General features: G+C 69.4%; 14 protein-coding genes and 1 pseudogene. 10 read left to right on the top strand and 5 right to left on the bottom strand.

All coding sequences use genetic code 11. The features are described from left to right. Nucleotides 1-306: 306 nt before the first annotated feature. Both F7Q99_RS28415 and F7Q99_RS28410 read right to left on the bottom strand, forming a co-directional pair. The gene (locus F7Q99_RS28415; protein ID WP_326847287.1) at nucleotides 307-1044 is read right to left on the bottom strand and encodes a peptidase inhibitor family I36 protein; all 738 of its coding nucleotides are present in this window, start codon (nucleotides 1042-1044) and stop codon (nucleotides 307-309) included. 441 nt (nucleotides 1045-1485) lie between these two features. Then, nucleotides 1486-2358 (bottom strand): hypothetical protein, encoded by an 873-nt coding sequence (locus tag F7Q99_RS28410; RefSeq protein ID WP_153466819.1) that lies wholly within the window; start codon nucleotides 2356-2358, stop codon nucleotides 1486-1488. A gap of 343 nt (nucleotides 2359-2701) precedes the next feature. On the opposite strand from F7Q99_RS28410, the gene F7Q99_RS28405 reads away from it, so the two are divergent. The 5 genes from F7Q99_RS28405 to F7Q99_RS28385 all read left to right on the top strand — a co-directional run bounded on the left by F7Q99_RS28405 (nucleotide 2702) and on the right by F7Q99_RS28385 (nucleotide 6127). After that, nucleotides 2702-3784: an IS630 family transposase gene (locus tag F7Q99_RS28405; RefSeq protein WP_153466636.1), complete on the top strand. Its 1083-nt coding sequence runs from the start codon at nucleotides 2702-2704 to the stop codon at nucleotides 3782-3784. Between the two features lie 48 nt (nucleotides 3785-3832). Beyond that, complete coding sequence (locus F7Q99_RS43335) at nucleotides 3833-3955, top strand: transposase (protein WP_326847286.1); 123 nt, start codon at nucleotides 3833-3835, stop codon at nucleotides 3953-3955. A gap of 134 nt (nucleotides 3956-4089) precedes the next feature. Continuing rightward, nucleotides 4090-4584 carry an SRPBCC family protein gene (locus F7Q99_RS28395; RefSeq protein WP_153466818.1) on the top strand — a complete coding sequence of 165 codons (495 nt, stop codon included), beginning with the start codon at nucleotides 4090-4092 and terminating at the stop codon, nucleotides 4582-4584. A 191-nt stretch (nucleotides 4585-4775) separates the two neighbouring features. Continuing rightward, nucleotides 4776-5450, top strand: coding sequence for a hypothetical protein (locus F7Q99_RS28390; protein WP_326847285.1), 675 nt, complete (start codon nucleotides 4776-4778; stop codon nucleotides 5448-5450). Further along, the gene (locus F7Q99_RS28385) at nucleotides 5447-6127 is read left to right on the top strand and encodes a hypothetical protein (protein WP_153466816.1); all 681 of its coding nucleotides are present in this window, start codon (nucleotides 5447-5449) and stop codon (nucleotides 6125-6127) included. Before F7Q99_RS28390 ends, F7Q99_RS28385 begins: the two co-directional genes overlap by 4 nt. Nucleotides 6128-6167: 40 nt before the next feature. Here F7Q99_RS28385 and F7Q99_RS28380 read toward each other — a convergent pair whose 3' ends face one another. The 3 genes from F7Q99_RS28380 to F7Q99_RS28370 all read right to left on the bottom strand — a co-directional run bounded on the left by F7Q99_RS28380 (nucleotide 6168) and on the right by F7Q99_RS28370 (nucleotide 10029). Then, a complete protein-coding gene (locus tag F7Q99_RS28380) occupies nucleotides 6168-7544 on the bottom strand; it encodes a wax ester/triacylglycerol synthase family O-acyltransferase (protein ID WP_153466815.1) in 1377 nt (458 codons plus the stop codon). Between the two features lie 448 nt (nucleotides 7545-7992). Then, a complete protein-coding gene (locus tag F7Q99_RS28375) occupies nucleotides 7993-8793 on the bottom strand; it encodes an AbiTii domain-containing protein (RefSeq protein ID WP_153466814.1) in 801 nt (266 codons plus the stop codon). 192 nt (nucleotides 8794-8985) lie between these two features. Next, nucleotides 8986-10029 carry an IS630 family transposase gene (locus F7Q99_RS28370; RefSeq protein WP_407697890.1) on the bottom strand — a complete coding sequence of 348 codons (1044 nt, stop codon included), beginning with the start codon at nucleotides 10027-10029 and terminating at the stop codon, nucleotides 8986-8988. A gap of 461 nt (nucleotides 10030-10490) precedes the next feature. Here F7Q99_RS28370 and F7Q99_RS28365 point away from each other — a divergent pair, with 461 nt between their 5' ends. The 5 genes and pseudogenes from F7Q99_RS28365 to F7Q99_RS43330 form a co-directional block, all read left to right on the top strand. After that, nucleotides 10491-12755, top strand: a complete 2265-nt coding sequence (locus F7Q99_RS28365; protein WP_153466812.1) for a DEAD/DEAH box helicase — start codon at nucleotides 10491-10493, stop codon at nucleotides 12753-12755. A gap of 122 nt (nucleotides 12756-12877) precedes the next feature. Then, a complete protein-coding gene (locus F7Q99_RS28360; protein WP_326847284.1) occupies nucleotides 12878-14221 on the top strand; it encodes a TIM44-like domain-containing protein in 1344 nt (447 codons plus the stop codon). A gap of 541 nt (nucleotides 14222-14762) precedes the next feature. Next, on the top strand, nucleotides 14763-15263 hold the full coding sequence (locus tag F7Q99_RS28355) for a hypothetical protein (RefSeq protein WP_153466810.1): 501 nt from the start codon (nucleotides 14763-14765) through the stop codon (nucleotides 15261-15263). A 190-nt stretch (nucleotides 15264-15453) separates the two neighbouring features. Beyond that, nucleotides 15454-15663 (top strand): hypothetical protein, encoded by a 210-nt coding sequence (locus tag F7Q99_RS28350; RefSeq protein ID WP_153466809.1) that lies wholly within the window; start codon nucleotides 15454-15456, stop codon nucleotides 15661-15663. A 39-nt stretch (nucleotides 15664-15702) separates the two neighbouring features. Then, nucleotides 15703-16005, top strand: a pseudogene (locus F7Q99_RS43330) (NUDIX hydrolase); the annotation flags it as partial. Nucleotides 16006-16022: the final 17 nt, after the last annotated feature.

The following is a 16022-nucleotide window of genomic DNA, read 5'->3' as shown; positions in this document are numbered from 1 at the left end:
TCTCCGGGCGCCGGGCCCGACGCCCGGCTGGGCGTGCTCAGGGCTTGCCCTTCGAGACGAAGAGGACGACGACCGAGCCCCAGGCCACGGCGGAACCGGGCCTCGGCTCCGTGTTGATCACCGCCCCGGCCCTGGTGGTTCCGCTCCTGACCAGACGCTGGCCGGGCCTGCTTGAGGGGCTGCGCTGTGTGCGAGAGCGGTTCTGTACGACTGCTGGGTGACGTGCACGGTGACGTGCGCGGTGGCGCGCGGGCCGTCCCATAGAAGGGAACGGCCCGCGGCTGGGTGGTTCGGTGGTGTCTGCGCTCAGCCCAGTTGCTGGGCGTTCAGGCTAGTGAGGTGTTCCTGGGCGGGGCTTTCCTTCGCGTAGAGGACCTGGATGTCGATGGCGAGGCCGGTGCCGGGGTCGATGGTGTGTCCGCCGCCCGCCGGGGAGCCGAGCAGGACGCTGCCCTCGGTGCCGTCCCGCAGGATCTGGCCCCAGAAGACATCGGTGAAGCCCTTGTACAGGGCAGTCCCGTCGGGCAGGTCACCGAAGCCGAGCGCCCATTTCACGACGCGCGTCTCGGCGGCGCGCACCGTGATCCGGTAAGAGTAGATCCACTTCTGACTCTCCCAGTCCTGCCACTTGCTCAGGAAGGACTGCTCGACGATCAGGTTCCCCAGGAACGGGGCCGCCAGCGCCGACTGCGGCTGGTCGTTCCAGGTGCCGTTGGGACTGTCGGCCATCGCGATCCGCGCCAGGTTCGCGATCGAGGACCTGCGGTCCACCGGCAGCGAGTGCCCCCGCTGGTCGGCGGCCGAGAAGAGCGCGTTGTCCTCGTCGGTGCGGTTGACGACGCTGCTCACCCCGTCGCCGCTGTGGTCGAAGCTGTACACGGAGAAGTCGTTGACGTGCGAGCCCACCGGGATGGCCAGGATCTTGTCACCGACCCCCGGCCTCTGGCCGATGTTGAAGTTGGTGGCGCGGTAGAGGCAGAAGCTTCCTTCGGGGCACGCCTCTTCTCCCTGGCCGTAGATCAGCTGCGCGTTCTCGTCGCTCACTGTGTCTGCCTTCCTGTTGACGACTGATGGGCCCGCACAGGAGCGTCCGGACCCCTGCATCCGCTGGAGTCCTTCGGGCCGTGGCGTATCGGTGCCGGCCAGGGCGGTGCCCGGCGACCCGGGGCGCGCCTACGGAAACCCGTCGATACTGAAAGTGACCGTACCATTGCCATTCGTAGTCGAATGGTCCGATTCGCATGGCCACTTCGCCCCCGATTGGCCAGTACCGACTGTTCAGTTGACGCAGCAGAGCCCTGTCCGGAGCCGGCCGGTCGACCGCGTACATCTGGGCGCGGATGATGGACGACCACGACACGCCACTCACCAACGCCGCCATCAACGACTTCCTCCGCCAAGGAAGGAGATCCACCGCCACCCGCCGCTGAGCGAACCGACCGGCGATCAGGTCCACGATGGGTCACCGCCCGACGCAGTCAAGATCTACTCATGTTCTTCTGCTTCCGCGGGGATGGTCCAACGCAGCAAGGTGGTGGTGCCGCGCTGTTCCAAAGTGACGGCGTAGACCTGGTCCCAGGCACGTTCGCCGTGGTGGCGCATGGAGTGGTCGCCCGGGTCCCAGCCCAGGTGCAGGATCTGGGACCCGTCGAGGTCGATCTGCCCGGCGAGCAGGGGGTGGGCCTCTCCAGCTCGTTCGAGCAGGTGGAAGTGGGTGTGCTTGTCTACGGAGAAGACCAGGCCGGTGCGGGGCCCCTTCGACAGCCAACTCTGGAGCTCGTCGGCGAGCTCTTGGGCCTCGTGTAGGGGAAGATCCAGCTGGCCGTAGGGGCCGCGGCGCCCGTCGACCTGGGACATCGACTCGCCGCCGAAACGGACGTGGGCGTCGTCCTCGTACTTCCCCCAGTAGGTGACATCGGCGAGCCCGTCGATCGACTCGCCTGGTAGTCCGACGAACGAGTCGAGGGCTCGGGCGTCCCCGAGGATCATGCCGCACCGGTCGATCGGCAGGTCACCGAGATGGACCGGCTCTCCGCCGGGATCGCCCGGCCAGGGCAGGCCGAGATCGACTTCCAGGAGCGCGATGACCGGCCCGTCGTACGAATCCCACGTCTGCGCGCGGACCTTCAACGGCCGGTCGGCCGCAGCCGGCACCGCGACCGCTTCGCAGAACCACTCCTGGCTCGGGCCGTCCGCAGGCTCGTGGAGGTGGCCGCCACCCTGCTCCGCAGCAGCCGTTGCACGCACGGACAGCGGGTCGCCGTGCTCGGGCCACTGGTCGATCCAGCCGGCCATCCCCAGGACCAGCACGCCGGACGGTGTTGTGACGACTCCCAGGTCGACAGAGGTCTCACTCATCCGGTGATCCAACCAGGTCAGACTGTCACTAACAGTGCCTGGCTCCGCGATCGCCATCTGCCACTGCCATCCGCCGACATCGCTGAGGGTCACACAACACTCCACAACCTCACCAAGATCGTTTGGCAAGCGGTCAAGATCATCCGACACGGGACAGAGACCACGGGATTCCCTGTCAAGTCTGTATGTGTTGTGCAATCGTTAAGGTCCAACTGAGTGGCCAGCTGAACCACACCGGTGTCACCCTTCGTAGCGGTCGCTAGGGCCTTCTCATGGTTGGAGACCATCTAGTGTCCTGCGCCAGGAATTCGCTTCATATCTATAGTCTGTGTTCATGGCGCGTATGGGGCGGCCGATGGCCGAGCTGACCTTGACCGACGACGAGCGTGAGGCGCTGGTCCGCTGGTCGCGGCGGGCGAAGTCCTCGCAGGCCCTGGCCCAGCGGTGCCGGATCGTGCTCGGCTGTGCGGACGGCAAGACGAACCAGCAGGTCGCCGCAGAGCTCGGCATCTGGCCACAGACGGTCGGCAAGTGGCGGCGGCGCTTCCTGGAGCACCGCCTGGAAGGGCTCGCGGACGAGCAACGCCCTGGCGCTCCACGGAAGATCAGCGACGAACGGATCGAGGAAATCGTCGTCGCCACCCTGGAGCGCACCCCCAAGGACGCCACGCACTGGTCGCGGGCGTCGATGGCCGCCGAGACCGGGTTGTCGAAGTCCACGGTCGGCCGTGTCTGGCGGGCCTTCGGCCTCAAGCCCCACCTGGCCGACACCTTCAAGCTGTCGAAGGACCCGCAGTTCATCGACAAGGTCCGCGACGTGGTCGGGCTCTATCTGGACCCGCCGGAGCGAGCCCTGGTTCTGTGCGTCGACGAGAAGTCCCAGATCCAGGCGCTCGACCGCTCCGCCCCGGTGCTGCCGATGATGCCGGGCATGCCCGAGCGCCGCACCCACGACTACCTGCGCAACGGTGTCACCACCCTGTTCGCCGCCCTGAACGTGGCCAGCGGCGAGGTCATCGGCTCTCTCCACCGCCGCCACCGCGCGGCCGAATTCAAGAAGTTCCTCGCCAAGCTCGACAAGGAAGTGCCCGCCGGCCTGGACGTGCACCTGATCTGCGACAACTACGCCACCCACAAGACCCCCGCGATCCAGAAGTGGCTGGCCGGACACCCCCGGTTCCACCTGCACTTCACCCCGACCAGTTCGTCCTGGCTCAACCAGGTGGAGCGGTGGTTCGCGCTGCTGACGGACAAGCAGCTGCGGCGCGGCGTCCACAAGTCCGTCCATGCCCTGGAAAAGGACATCAGGGCCTGGATCAAGAGCTGGAACGAGAACCCCCGCCCGTTCACCTGGACCAGGACCGCCGACGAAATCCTCGAACGACTCGCCTCATATCTTGAACGAATTCCTGGCGCAGGACACTAGGGGTCTGTTGCGAAAGTGGATCAAGGTTGTGCATGATCGCGCGCTGTAGTGCGTGGAGATCTGACGGATTGGCAGTGGGCTCGGCTGGAGCCGTTGCTGCCGCTGGGGAAGAAGGCGGGGCGGCCTCCGGTGTGGCCGCGTCGGCAGCTGATCGACGGCATACGGCTGTGATCAGCACTTTCGTAGAACTCCTTAGTAACGCTGCACGATGGACACGAGATCGCGACACGGCCCACTCCTCGTGACGGTTGGCCGCGCCGCTGCGAGGCTGGGCGGACGAGAAGTGTGCTGGAAGGTGGGCGTTCATGGAGACATTCGTTATCCCTGACCCCGGACGCATCGCGGTGATCGAGGTGGAGGCCGACATCGCCAGGTCACCCGAGGATGCCTTCGATTACTGCAGTGACCCCATGAACGAGCCCCAGTGGAACGTCAGGATGAAGGGCGTCGAGAAGGTCACCGATGGACCGTTCGACGTCGGAGCTCGGTATCGGATGGAGTTCGTCTCCGGTCCTCCCGTGATGAGCGAGTGCGTGCGCCTCGAGCGCCCGAGCGTCTGGGAGATGTTCGGCAGGTCGAAGGTGATGCGATCGGGCTGGCGAGGCCGTGTGCTAGCGGGCCCTGCCGGCGCCCACCTCGTTCTCAGGATGGAAATCCAGCTGCGCGGGGTGCTCGCGCTTGCGACGCCCCTTCTACGCCGCCGCATGCGCCCGGAGCTCCAACGCGACATCGCCACCATCAAGGCGACCCTGGAAGAAGCCGGCAGGCCTCCCGAGCAGTCCCCTCAGAGCGGAGGCTGACTGAGTCGCTTGGCCTCCGCGCTCGAGGTGGACGGCGCCTCATTGCGATGCATGCCGCCGGATCGCGGGCTGCGGCTCGCTGAACTTCACCAGTGGTTGCGGCGCTGTGGTGATGTCCGCCCTCGAAGCCACCCCCTCTGCAGCGCAGCAGTCCGATGGCGCCACCGAGTCGGATGAGTAACTGTCGAAGTGTGCGCGAGCACCGAGCCATGGTCGGGCCGGCCGCCGTCGCTTCCGCCGCGGTCGCCTTGGTGCTCCACGGTCTTCTCCTGCGGCCGAGGATGCTGACCTGGGGCGCGACGAGCGAGGAGGCTGCACGGTCCTATCCCGGCGATGAGCTCATCCCCAGTGCTGACAGCGGCTCGACCATGGCCACCACCCTGCCCGCGCCGCCTTCGAAGGTGTGGCCATGGCTGGTGCAGATGGGCTGCGACCGCGGCGGCTGGTACAGCTGGGACCGGCTGGACAACGGCGGACGGCCGAGCGCGGATCGCATCGTCCCCCAGTGGCAGAGCCTGGCGGCGGGGCAGCGGCTTGCATCGGTGCCCGGTGGTCGCGCCTGGTTCACCGTCGCGGTACTCGTGCCGGAACGGACTCTGGTGCTGCGGGATGATACGAGAGTGCCGTCGGGCCGCCCGTTTGATCCGGCCGACGGACCCGCGCCGCGGGCGTTCGTCAGCTCGGTGTGGGGCTTCCACCTCGAACCTGCCGATGCGGGCACCCGCCTGGTCGTCCGCACGCACGGCCGCAGCCGGCCGCGCGTGCTCACCGGCCCGATGGACCTGCTGTTCTGGGAACCCGCTCACTTCGTGATGCAGACCCGCCAGTTCCACAACCTGCGCGCCCGGCTCCGACGGACCACGTGACGGGCAGCTGGGAGGCCATGATGAGCACCGGCTCGACCTTCGATCCCGTCGGCAGCCCGCTGCTGCTGGACGGTGCGCTGCCCGACTTCGGATTCTCCCGCCTCGAATACGTGGCGCTCGCCGCGGCGCCCCCCGCCGCTTACGGGGCGGCGCGCGGGCTGGACCTGCTCACCCTCGACTCTCCGCTCCTCAACGCGGCCATGTGGGCGCGCGGGCTGCCGGACCGACTTCGCGGCCGTCCTATGCCGACCCCGCCGTCGATGCGGGTGGCCGACCTGTTCGACGGTGCCGGGGCCGCGTGGGAGGACCAGCCCTGGGTGGCGCTGGGCGAGACTCCGGGGCGGGAACTTGTCTTCGGGGCGGTCGGCAAGCCCTGGCAGGCCTCGATCGAGTGGCGGAGGGTCGAACCGGAGGAGTTCACGTCGTTCGACGAGGCCGGCTGGGCGAAGATGGCTGCTGCCTTCGTGGTCCATCCGTACGGCACCCGGCGTTCGCTGCTCACCTACGAGGCGCGCACCGCCTGCACCGATGCGGAATCCACCGCCCGCTTCGGCCGCTACTGGACGCTCGTCTCCGCGGGAGTCGGCGTCGTTCTGCGTGGGACGCTCCGAGCGGTCAGGGCGGCGGCCGAAGAGCACGCCCGGGTTGCTTGGCCAGATGCGTCATCGGACCGGTGACCCGGTCGGCCCCATTGCAGTCCTTGTTCGCCTCCGCCCGTTACCCCGCTTCGGCGTGATGACGGGAGGTGTCGAACGCATGCAGGTGGTTCCGTACGCCGTTGGCGAGGACCTCGACGTCGGGACAGGCGTTCGCGTCGACGACCACGCCGATGTTGAACTGCTCGGCGTAGGAGAGCGCGGCGATGGCGAGGGTGAAGTTTCCGGTGATCGGTACCACTGGGAAGATCTCGGTGATCCGCGCTCCGGCGAGGTAGAGCGGGATCGGGGGGCCGAAGATGTTCCCGACGTAGAGGTTCGCCCAGCGTTGATGGCCGAGGCCGCGCATCATGGTCCGCTGGATGAGACGGTTGCGGCCGAGGATTCCTTCGGGCGGGCCGACGACGTAGTGCTTCTGTCGGGCGCTCGCGGCGGCTATCAGCCGCAGTCGGCGAACCGGATCGCTCTCACCGATTGGGAGCGGCACGAACATCATTCCGGACCGGTTGCCGCGCGCCTTGCCAGGTTGTTCCTGGTGGAGCGAGACGGGCACGAAGGCCCGCAGGACCAGATCCTCGACGCTTTCCCCGCGGCTGAGCAGGAGTTCTCGGAGACCGCCGGCGGTGGCCGCCATCAGGACGTCGTTCAGTTTCACCTCGTGGCTGTGGGCGATCTGTTTGACGTCGTCGAGACGGCTGCGGACGAGCGCGAGCCTGCGGTGCGGGCCGACGGGGATGTTGAAGCTCATCTGCGGCGCTCGCCCTTTGAAGTAGTTCTCGCGTACCGCGGGCCAGTTGTTCCGGGCTTGGTGCAGGGTGGTGGCGGGTCGGCGGAGCTTCGACAGCGTGCCTTCCGTCGCTCGGGCATGCCCGCGGAGGTTGTCCTCGAACAGGTCGCGGTTGGAGGGCACCGGTGCCGGGGTCCAGGGCCGGGCGTGCGTCGTCGGCGTATCGGCGCTCGGATCGAGGAACGCGCCGAGCAGAGCCACGCCCGCCGCGCCGTCGGCGATCGTGTGGTGCACCTTGATGAACACGGCCACCCGGTCGCCGGTCAGGCCGGGCAGGAACCACATCTCCCACAGCGGCCGCGACCGGTCCAGGGGAAGGGCCCGCACGTGCTCGACAGCCTGGAGAAGACCCGCTTCATCGGGAGGAGCGGCGAAGGGGAGGACCCGGACGTGCTCGGTGAGATCGAAGACCGAGGCGTCGACCCACAGCGGCCGGCCGAGCCCGCGCCGGGGCGTGTGGAGAAGCTGACGGAAGCGAGGGACCTGAGACAGGCGGCTTCCCACCACCTTCCGCACTGTCTCGGTCCGGAAGCGACCGTCTGAATCGAGGAGCCTGGCACCGTCGAGGATGGCGAGGGCTCCGATGACCTCGGGCCAGCCGAAATCGTCCGACCACAGCAGCATGAGATCCTGCGGGGCCAACCGTTCCATGACCGGGAGCCGGGCGCCGGGCCGGGCAAGGCCAGAGACGTCGCTTGACGCGTTCATGAATTTACCCTCGCTCGCTCGGGACGAAGATCAGCAACATGCCTCTCGTGCTTCAATTGTCCTGCTGACCCGGCTCGGTGGCGGGTTGCCCATCGGTCTCAGGCTTGCTCACTGCGTAATGCGCGGGGCAGGAGTGATCCCGGTGCGAGTAAAGACTGTGTCCATTGGTGGCGAGCCGGATGAGGGCGATCGCCATCCACGGATCACAGTTCCCCGCTGCGCGAGCAGGGTGTGTCTGCTGCGCACCCTGTGGTTCGTACCTCCTCATGCAGGATCGTTGACGACGAGGTGGAACTCCCCGACGCGGGCGCGGGCGGGCAGACAGAGGAGGTCAGACTAGGTTTGCAACCCACGCGCTGGTTGCCAGGCCACCACCTCCTCGCTGCTGGCGCTAGTTGAGGGCCGCGATGATGGCGGCGATGGCACCGGCGACCGTCATGATGCCGACGATAAAGGACCCGATCTTGCGAGAGCGGGTCCAAAAGGGCGTCTGATCGGGAGCCGCACCACCCACGCTAACGGTGCTCTTGCCGCGGTTCTTGGCCTGCGAGTTATTGACGGTGACCCGCGATCCTTTCCCGTAAACGGCGACGCTGACCGCCTGGTCGGCGATCCCGGCCGATGGAACATCCTCGTCGTCTGGCATTCCCGCACGCATCTCTGCGATCAGTGAAACCAGCGTGGTGCGAATCCTGTCGAGGATGGCGCGGATACTTGCTATGGAGACCTCATAATAGACGGCGGTGATCTTCTGGTCCGGGTCTCCGTTCGCATAGTTCAGGAGGTCGGCGACATCTGCGCCCATCGGCAGTGAGATCCGCACGTGCCCTTGGCTTCGATACTGATCGACGACACCTTCGAGCTCACCGACCCCACTCCGAAAGGAGTGGCTCTCGTCGATCGCTTCCCGCAGCGGTGCAGGAAGCACCCGCGGACTGATGCGCTGGCCCCTGATCTGGGCGTTGAATGTGATGGCATCGACCTTGATAGGTGCGCCAACGGTGCGGTATTCGGGCAGCTCATCGTTGGGACCGTAGCCCGTGAGCTCGCGCGATGCGCATTCGCGCAGACTGACAGAGCCTGCTTTCCCTCCGAGGATGATGCACTTCCTGAGCGCCTCACTGAGGTCCTTGGTGGCGTCTAGGGCGTCCCGCTCAACCTGGGCAATAAGGCGCCGGTCACGATTCTTCATGATGTCTTGTCCAATCTTCTGGGACTAAGGCTTCTCCGTTCGAACAAAGATCATCCCCATTGTCGCATAACTCATGAGGCACGAAATTGGACCTCGAAATCAGCCTTGCCGCTCGGTGGCCACTGCTGCATGAGGGCGGCAGTCTGGACACCATCGGAATCTCGAAATTTCGGACATACTTGACGCGAAACGCTAAATTTCTGGTACCTCGGTGATGTAGCGGACGTGCGGGCCCTGGAAGTAGCCGCGGACGATGTGCGGCTGTTTCTGGCGTCGGTGGAAGAAGCGCCGGACCTCGTCGGCGAGCTGGGTGGCGTTGCGGGCTCGGGAGGCCGGCAGCAGGGTCCGTTTCAGGTCGGCGTTGACCAGCTCATCCGGGTTGGTCTCGGGCGCGTATGCGGGCAGCAGGTGCAGAGTGATGCGGCCGGGATGATCGGCGAGCCAGGCTCTGACCTTCTTGCTGCGGTGAACGGAGTGCCGGTCGACGACCAGGTGGACCGGGCGGTCGAACTGCCTGTTCAGACGGTCGAGGAAGTCGCAGAACACCTCGGCCGTGAACGATCCCCGGTAGACGGTGAACCACATCCGGCCCCGGGGGCTGATCGCTGACATCGCATTGACCGAGAAGCGGTTGCCCGTGCGCCGCACGGTCGGCGTCTCGCCGCGCGGGGCCCAGGTCCGGCCCGACACCTGGTCGGAGCGGACGCCGGTCTGGTCGGCGAACAGCACCTCGGCACCTTCCTCCTGGGCCTTCGCACGGATGGCGGGCCAGGTCTCCTCGCGCCAGGTGCGGACCGCCTCCACGTCCTGCTCGATCGCGCGCTTGTCCGGGCGCTGGAACGACAGCCCCCATCGTTTGAGGTACTTGCCCACGCCCTGCTCGGTCAGCCGCACCCGGTAGAGCAGGGCGATCAGGTCGCCCACGATCGCGCGGGTCCACAACTGCCCGCCCAGACCGAGGTCTTCGGGACGGTGGTCGATCAGGGCCTGCCGGACGCACTGCTGCTGGTCCGGGTCGAGCACCTGATGCTCGCCCGACCGCCGGCCACGGGTCCTGGACACCAGCGCATCCCGACCGCCGGCCTGCCATGCGGCCCACCAGTCGGTCACCGACTCCACGGTGACACCCAGAAGTTCGGCCACCTCGTTCCGGCCCCGGCCAGCGCGAAGCGCCGCAACCGCCCGCATCCGCAGAGCTTCCTGAGCCTTCGGCGACAGGCGCCGCGCGTCTCCCACCAGATCCGTCACACCCGGATCAACGAGCGCGGAACCTTACCGTTTCGGGTCAGATAGCACCTACGCGTCATGGGAGAACCACTCTCAGCGAGAGCGGGAGCGGGAGCCTCTTCACGCAAGCGCTGGCGCCCATCTGGTAGGCAACTGCCGGAGGACTCCGCAGTCTTCAATAGCCGAGTGTTCTCGCGCACCCGTAGCACCACGAGGGTTTCGCGGGTGCGCAGGGCGGTGCGGGCTTGGCTGGTGGAGACCGGTCGGGCCGTCGAGGACGCCGACATCCAGTACCTCGAAGTCCGCGGCTGGATCCCCCGGTAACACCGGGCCCCGGCACCACCCCATGACTTGGCAGACCAGAAGGAGACGCACCGCCGTGGACACCACGACCACCACCACCGCAGAGGCCGCCGTGTCGGCCGGGCCGCTGCCCATCCCCCGCGCAGCCGTCCGCCAGCACCGCCGTGGTGAACCCGCTGCCGCTGCACTGGTTCCAGAAAGACGCGGTGGCGGCCGCCGTACGCGCGGTGAAGAACGGCGGCCGCGCGACCGTCGTCGCCGCCACCGGATCCGGCAAGACCCTGATCGCGGCCGGCTGCGCCCGGCGCCTGGCCGCGCGCGGCGTCGTCCTGGTCCTGGTGCCCACGATCGAACTCCTGGAACAGACCGCCGAGGCGTGGTCGCTGAAGGGCGGGCGCCGGGGACTCGCGGTGGCAGCCTGCTCGCGGGAGGAAGCGCTGGAGAGCGCGGAAGCCGGCGGCCGGATCCGCGCACAGGTGTCGACACAGGCCGCGCGGATCGCCGACCTGGTCACCTCGGCCAAGCCCGGCGAGCCGGTCACGGTGTACGCGACCTACGCGTCCCTGGAGCGGATCGTCCAGGCCCACCAGCTACACGGCCTCCCGGCGTGGGACCTGGTGGTCGTCGATGAGGCGCACCGCACCGCCGGCTCCGACGGCAAGGCCTGGGCCGCCGTCCACGCCGACGACCAGGTCCCCGCCGTCCGGCGGCTGTACTTCACTGCGACGCCGAGGATCGCGGACGACCGCAAGGCCAAGGACGACCTGACCGACCTCGGCGCCGACACCGACAGCGACGGCGCCGAGCAGCTGCCCGCGTTGTGCTCGATGGACGACGAGAGCATCTACGGCCCGACCGTCTACACCTGGACGCTGGGCCAGGGGATCGAGCACGGCTACCTCGCCGACTACCGGGTCCTCGTGCCGGTGGTCACGGACGAGGACCTGCGCGACCTGCTGAACCTGCCCGCGGTCGCCGACCTGCGCTCCCAGCGCTCGAACGAGGACCTGCTGCGCCTCGCGTTGCAGGTCGCGGTGCTGCGGGCGGTCGCGGATCTGGAGCTGCGGCGGGTGATCACGTTCCACTCGCGGGTGTCCGGGGCGCGGGAGTTCGCCGCGGACCTGCCGGCGGCGGCCGCGCTGCTGAAGGACGCGGACCGCCCGGAGCGGATCTGGGCGAAGGCCGTCGCGGGCACCGACCGACTGCGGGACCTCCGCCAGGCGTTCGCGGAGTTCAAGGCCCACACCGGAGACGACGGCGAAGAGTGCGGCATCCTCTGCAACAGCCGGCTGCTCACCGAGGGCATCGACGTGGCCGCGGTCGACGCGGTCTGCTTCGCCGACCCCAAATCGTCGGTGATCGACATCGTGCAGGCCGTCGGCCGGGCGCTGCGCCAGTCCTACCGGCAGGGCAAGGTCTCCTGGGTCATCATCCCGGTCTACCTCCCGACCCCCGAGGTCGGCGACGACACGGCGGCCGCCGACCCGTCCGAGGTGAAGGATGCGGGCGAGGCCGTGAAGGCCGAGGCCGACACCGAGATCGAAGCCTCCAGCTTCCGCACGATCTGGCGGGTCCTGCGCGCCCTGGCCGCGCACGACGCCCGGGTCGTCGGCCGCATCACCGAGCTGCGCGCCCACCGCGCCCAGCCCCAGCACGCCACGGCACAGGCCGCCGAGGAAGGCGAGGCCGCCGAGGCCGGGGCGGGCGAGCAGCCGCCGGCGGTGGTGGAGTCGCCGGTGGACTGGCTGCGGATCGACGCCCGCCGCCACGCGGCGCGGATCCTCCAGACGGTGAAGCTGCGCGCGTTCAATCCGCGGGCGAGCGAGTGGCAACGGATGCACGCGGTCGCCGCCGTGTTCCACCTCGAGCACGGCCACCTCGACCCCACCGACAAGACCCGCCACGCGGAGCTGATCTCCTGGCTCGACCGGCAGCGCTACCTGAGCGGCCAGGGCCTGCTCGACCCGGCCCGGGTCAGCGAGTTGGACGCGCTGGGCATGATCTGGTCGAAGAACGCGAACGCCTGGGAGCGCGGCTACGCCTACGCGGCCGCCTTCCATCACCAGCACGGGCACTTGGCGATCCCGGCGACGGAGAAGCTGGACGACTACGCGGTGGGTGCGTGGATGCGCCGCCAGCGCAAGGCCGACAACCTGACCAAGGACCAGACCGCGAAGCTGGACGCGCTGGACGAGCTGTGGCGGCTGGAGCCGGACTGGAACAGGTCGTACCGCCGCCTGCTCGCCTACCTCGCCGTCGGCGGTACCCTGGACGGCCCGGCGAACCGGACCGGCGGCGAGGCGGACCCGACCTTCCGCCCCGGCACGTGGCTGCGCAAGCAAGCAACGGCGCGCACTGACGGCAAGCTGACCGACCACCAGAGCGCGCTTCTGGACGCGCTCGACCGGCACGCCGAGACCGTCGCTGGCTGACCCGCCCCGCACCGACGTCGCCGTCCCCCCGTGCCGGGCGGCCCGGTGACCTCCAAACCTCCCGAACACCCCCGGCTTGTAGGCTGGCGCGGAAAATCTCCGGTTCGTTGAGGGAGGGCCCGGTGCGCGTCCGCCGGTGGATATGTGTGCTCGCGGGAGCCGTCGCGCTGAGCAGCCCGACGGCCGCCTACGCCCGCGGCGGGGGCGGCGGTCACGGCTTCGGTGGCCACGGTGGCGGGGGCAGTGGGGGCAGTGGCAGTGGGGGCGGCCATGGCGGCGGCTTCCACGGGTCGGGCGGCGGCTTCGGAGCGGGCGTCGGGGCCGGGAGCGGCGGGCTCCTCACCGTGCTGGTGATCGTGGCCGTCGTCCTCCTGATCCTGTGGCTGTGGTCCCGGCGCCGCAGGGCAAAACTGGCACAGGGCCTGAACACCGTCTCCGACCGCACGGCGCACCGCGCGGACGCGCAGGCGCGCGAGCGCGCCGCCCGCATCTCAGCCCGCGTCGACGCCATCGCCGACACGGATGCGACCTTCGAGCGCGCGGCGCTCGAGCAACGCGCCGTATGGCTGTACGAGACGGCCCAACGTGCCTGGAGCGGGCACGATCACGCCATGCTGCAGCGGATCCTGTCCCCGGTGCTGTACGGCAAGTGGGCCGAGGAGCTGCACGACTACGCCTCACGCGGCGAGGTCAACGTCGTGGAGATCGTCTCCGGCCCGGTCGTCGAACTGGTCGACGTCGCCAACCGCGCGGGCGAGGTGAACGACACCGTCACCTTCCGGATCACCGCGACGCTCAACGACTACGTACGCCGCGCCGACGGTGGGCAGTCCGTGCGCAAGGACGGCTCGACGCGCCCGGTCGAGTACTGGACACTGCGCAAGAACACGGCCGGGCAGTGGATCGTGTCGTCGCTGGAACAGGCCGCCGAGGGCGCGCACCACCTGAGCGGCGCCATCGAGACGGACGGCTGGGACCAAAAAGAGGTCGCCCGCGAGGCCGTGCTCGAGGTGGCCGGCAAGAGCACAGTCACCAAGGTGAGCGACATCCTGTCGCTCACCAACATCTCGTGGAGCACCGACGCCGACACCGCCGCCGGCGACCTGAGCGTCCTCGACGGCCGGTTCGACAAGTCCGTCCTCGAGGTCGCCGTCGAGCGGTTCCTCGAGGAATGGGCCATGAACGACGGCAGCCTCGACTTCACGCCCGTCCGCACCGCCCACCGGACCGTCATGCGCCAGGCCACCGTCACCCGCGTCACGGTGCGCTCGCTGGTCTCCCGCGACCCGGTCGTCTTCCGCGTCACGGTCGACACCGAGGGCGTCTACTACGAAGTCGACCGCCGCAGCGAACAGGTACTGCGCGGTGACCCGCACAAACGCAGGCCCATCACCTTCACCTTCGACCTGCGCCTGGACGACACACCGGCCAACGCGTGGACCGTCATCGCCGCCACGGTCGAGTAGACCAGCCCACGTCGGCACCACGGGCTCTCACGCCCACACCCCGGCGCCGCCCCGCCCGGACACCCACCACCACGCACGGACCGCTCACGGCCACCGAACCGGGGCGCGGGGACCCACGGGGCGGCCGCGCCAGCCACCGGACCGGGCCGGCACGGCCATGGCCGGGCCTGGCAACGACCGCAGCCCCACCCCCAACACTCTCCCGGAAAGGGCGGGGAGAGCCTGCGGGACGGGACCGGAAAGAACCCGCCACGGGCAGCGGACCCAGGACGAGCCCCACGCGGACGGTGCCAGGGCCCGAGCCGGGGGCCGGGACCGATTCTCGCGACCGAGATGGCCCTACGGAGCGACCGGGACACAGCGGAGGTCATCCGGTCGATCGGCGGCCGGTAGGGCCAGGCGGTCCCGCGCGGGCCTGCCACCGGTCGCGCCCTGGTCCTGGAGGCCGGCCGCAAGCGCACCCGACCCGGAGCGAAGCGGCTCCACCCCGGAGCAGAAGGCGGAGAAGGCTAAGCGGGACCACCAGCGGCTGCTGCACCGCATGACCGAGGTCGAGGCCGCCTCCGAGGACATCTGGCACGCCCCCGCGTACGGCGGCGACGCCGTCCACGCCCGCGACCACCACCGGGCGCTGCCGGTGGTGGCCACCACCTTGCCGCTGCTGCGCCGCCACGGGGCCGACGCGGCGGTCTGGCACCGGTTCGGTCGCCGCGGCTGGCACACCCTCACCGAGGCGCTCGATAACCCGGACGGCGACGAGCTGCTGGCCGTCGAGCGGGCGGAGGCGGATCGGGGCTGCCGGGCGCGGGAGGCGGCGGAGCGGGAGCGGCGCCGTCCGGCGTGCCGCCGCTGCTCGGCGCCGTTCTCGGATGAGCGGTGGGAGGAGAAGGAACGGGGCTGGAACGACGACGGGCTGTGCGCTGGCTGCCGCCAGGCCGACGCTGACCGGAAGGCGCGGGAGGCTGCCGAGCGGGAGCGGGCCGCCGCCGAAGCCGCGGCCGCCGAGGCGAAGCGCACCAGCTCCTGGTGGCGCCGGTCCTGACCCGGCCTCACCCCGAGCACCGGCCGCTGACCTGAACTGGGGAGTTTCGCCCAGGGCCGGTGAGTTTCGCCTTGAACCCGGTGAGTTTCGGGTGTCGTGGCAGGTCAGCGGCCGGTGAGAACGGACTGCGGTACGCCGTCCGGTCGGCGGCGGGGTTCGGCGGGATGGCGAGGTGGGCGGAGCCTGCGACATGACGACACCCATCACCAGGCGCCGCCGTCGCCGCCGCCCGGCCGCGCCCACCGCCTCCCCGGTCCGCGCCGGATGGCCGCCGGCCCCGGCCCGGCCGGGCAGCACCGGGTGCTGCCGGACCTGGTCGAGCGAGCACCTGACCCCGGGCGGGGTGGTCGTCCGCACCACCTGGCATGAGCCGGCCTGCCCGGCCTGGGCCCGGCGGTGACCACCACTACGGTGGCCGGACCGGTCCGGGTGCGGGTAGGTGCACGGTGCTGGTCCACGACGGCCGGGTGTGTCTGATCCGGCGCCAGCGGGAGACCGGCCCCAGCACTCGCTGCCCGGCGGCCTGGTCGAGGACGGCGAAGACCCGGCCGACGCGCTGCGCCGGGAGCTGCTCGAGGACCTTGGCCTCGACCTGGCGGCGCTGCCCATCCCGTCGGTGCTGCGCCTGGTTCAGGATCAGGAGATCGAGCGGCCGGGCGAGGCGGAGCCGTTCCGGCGCCGGCACCTGGTCTTCACCGTTCCACCTGCCCGATCACCTGGTGAAGGCAGTCGCCCAGGCGGAGCAGGACGACCCGGGTC

This window comes from Streptomyces kaniharaensis (assembly GCF_009569385.1).
Lineage (GTDB): Bacteria > Actinomycetota > Actinomycetes > Streptomycetales > Streptomycetaceae > Kitasatospora > Kitasatospora kaniharaensis.
The sequence above is the reverse complement of the archived record's forward strand: the minus strand, read 5'-3'. Positions and strand labels throughout refer to the sequence as shown.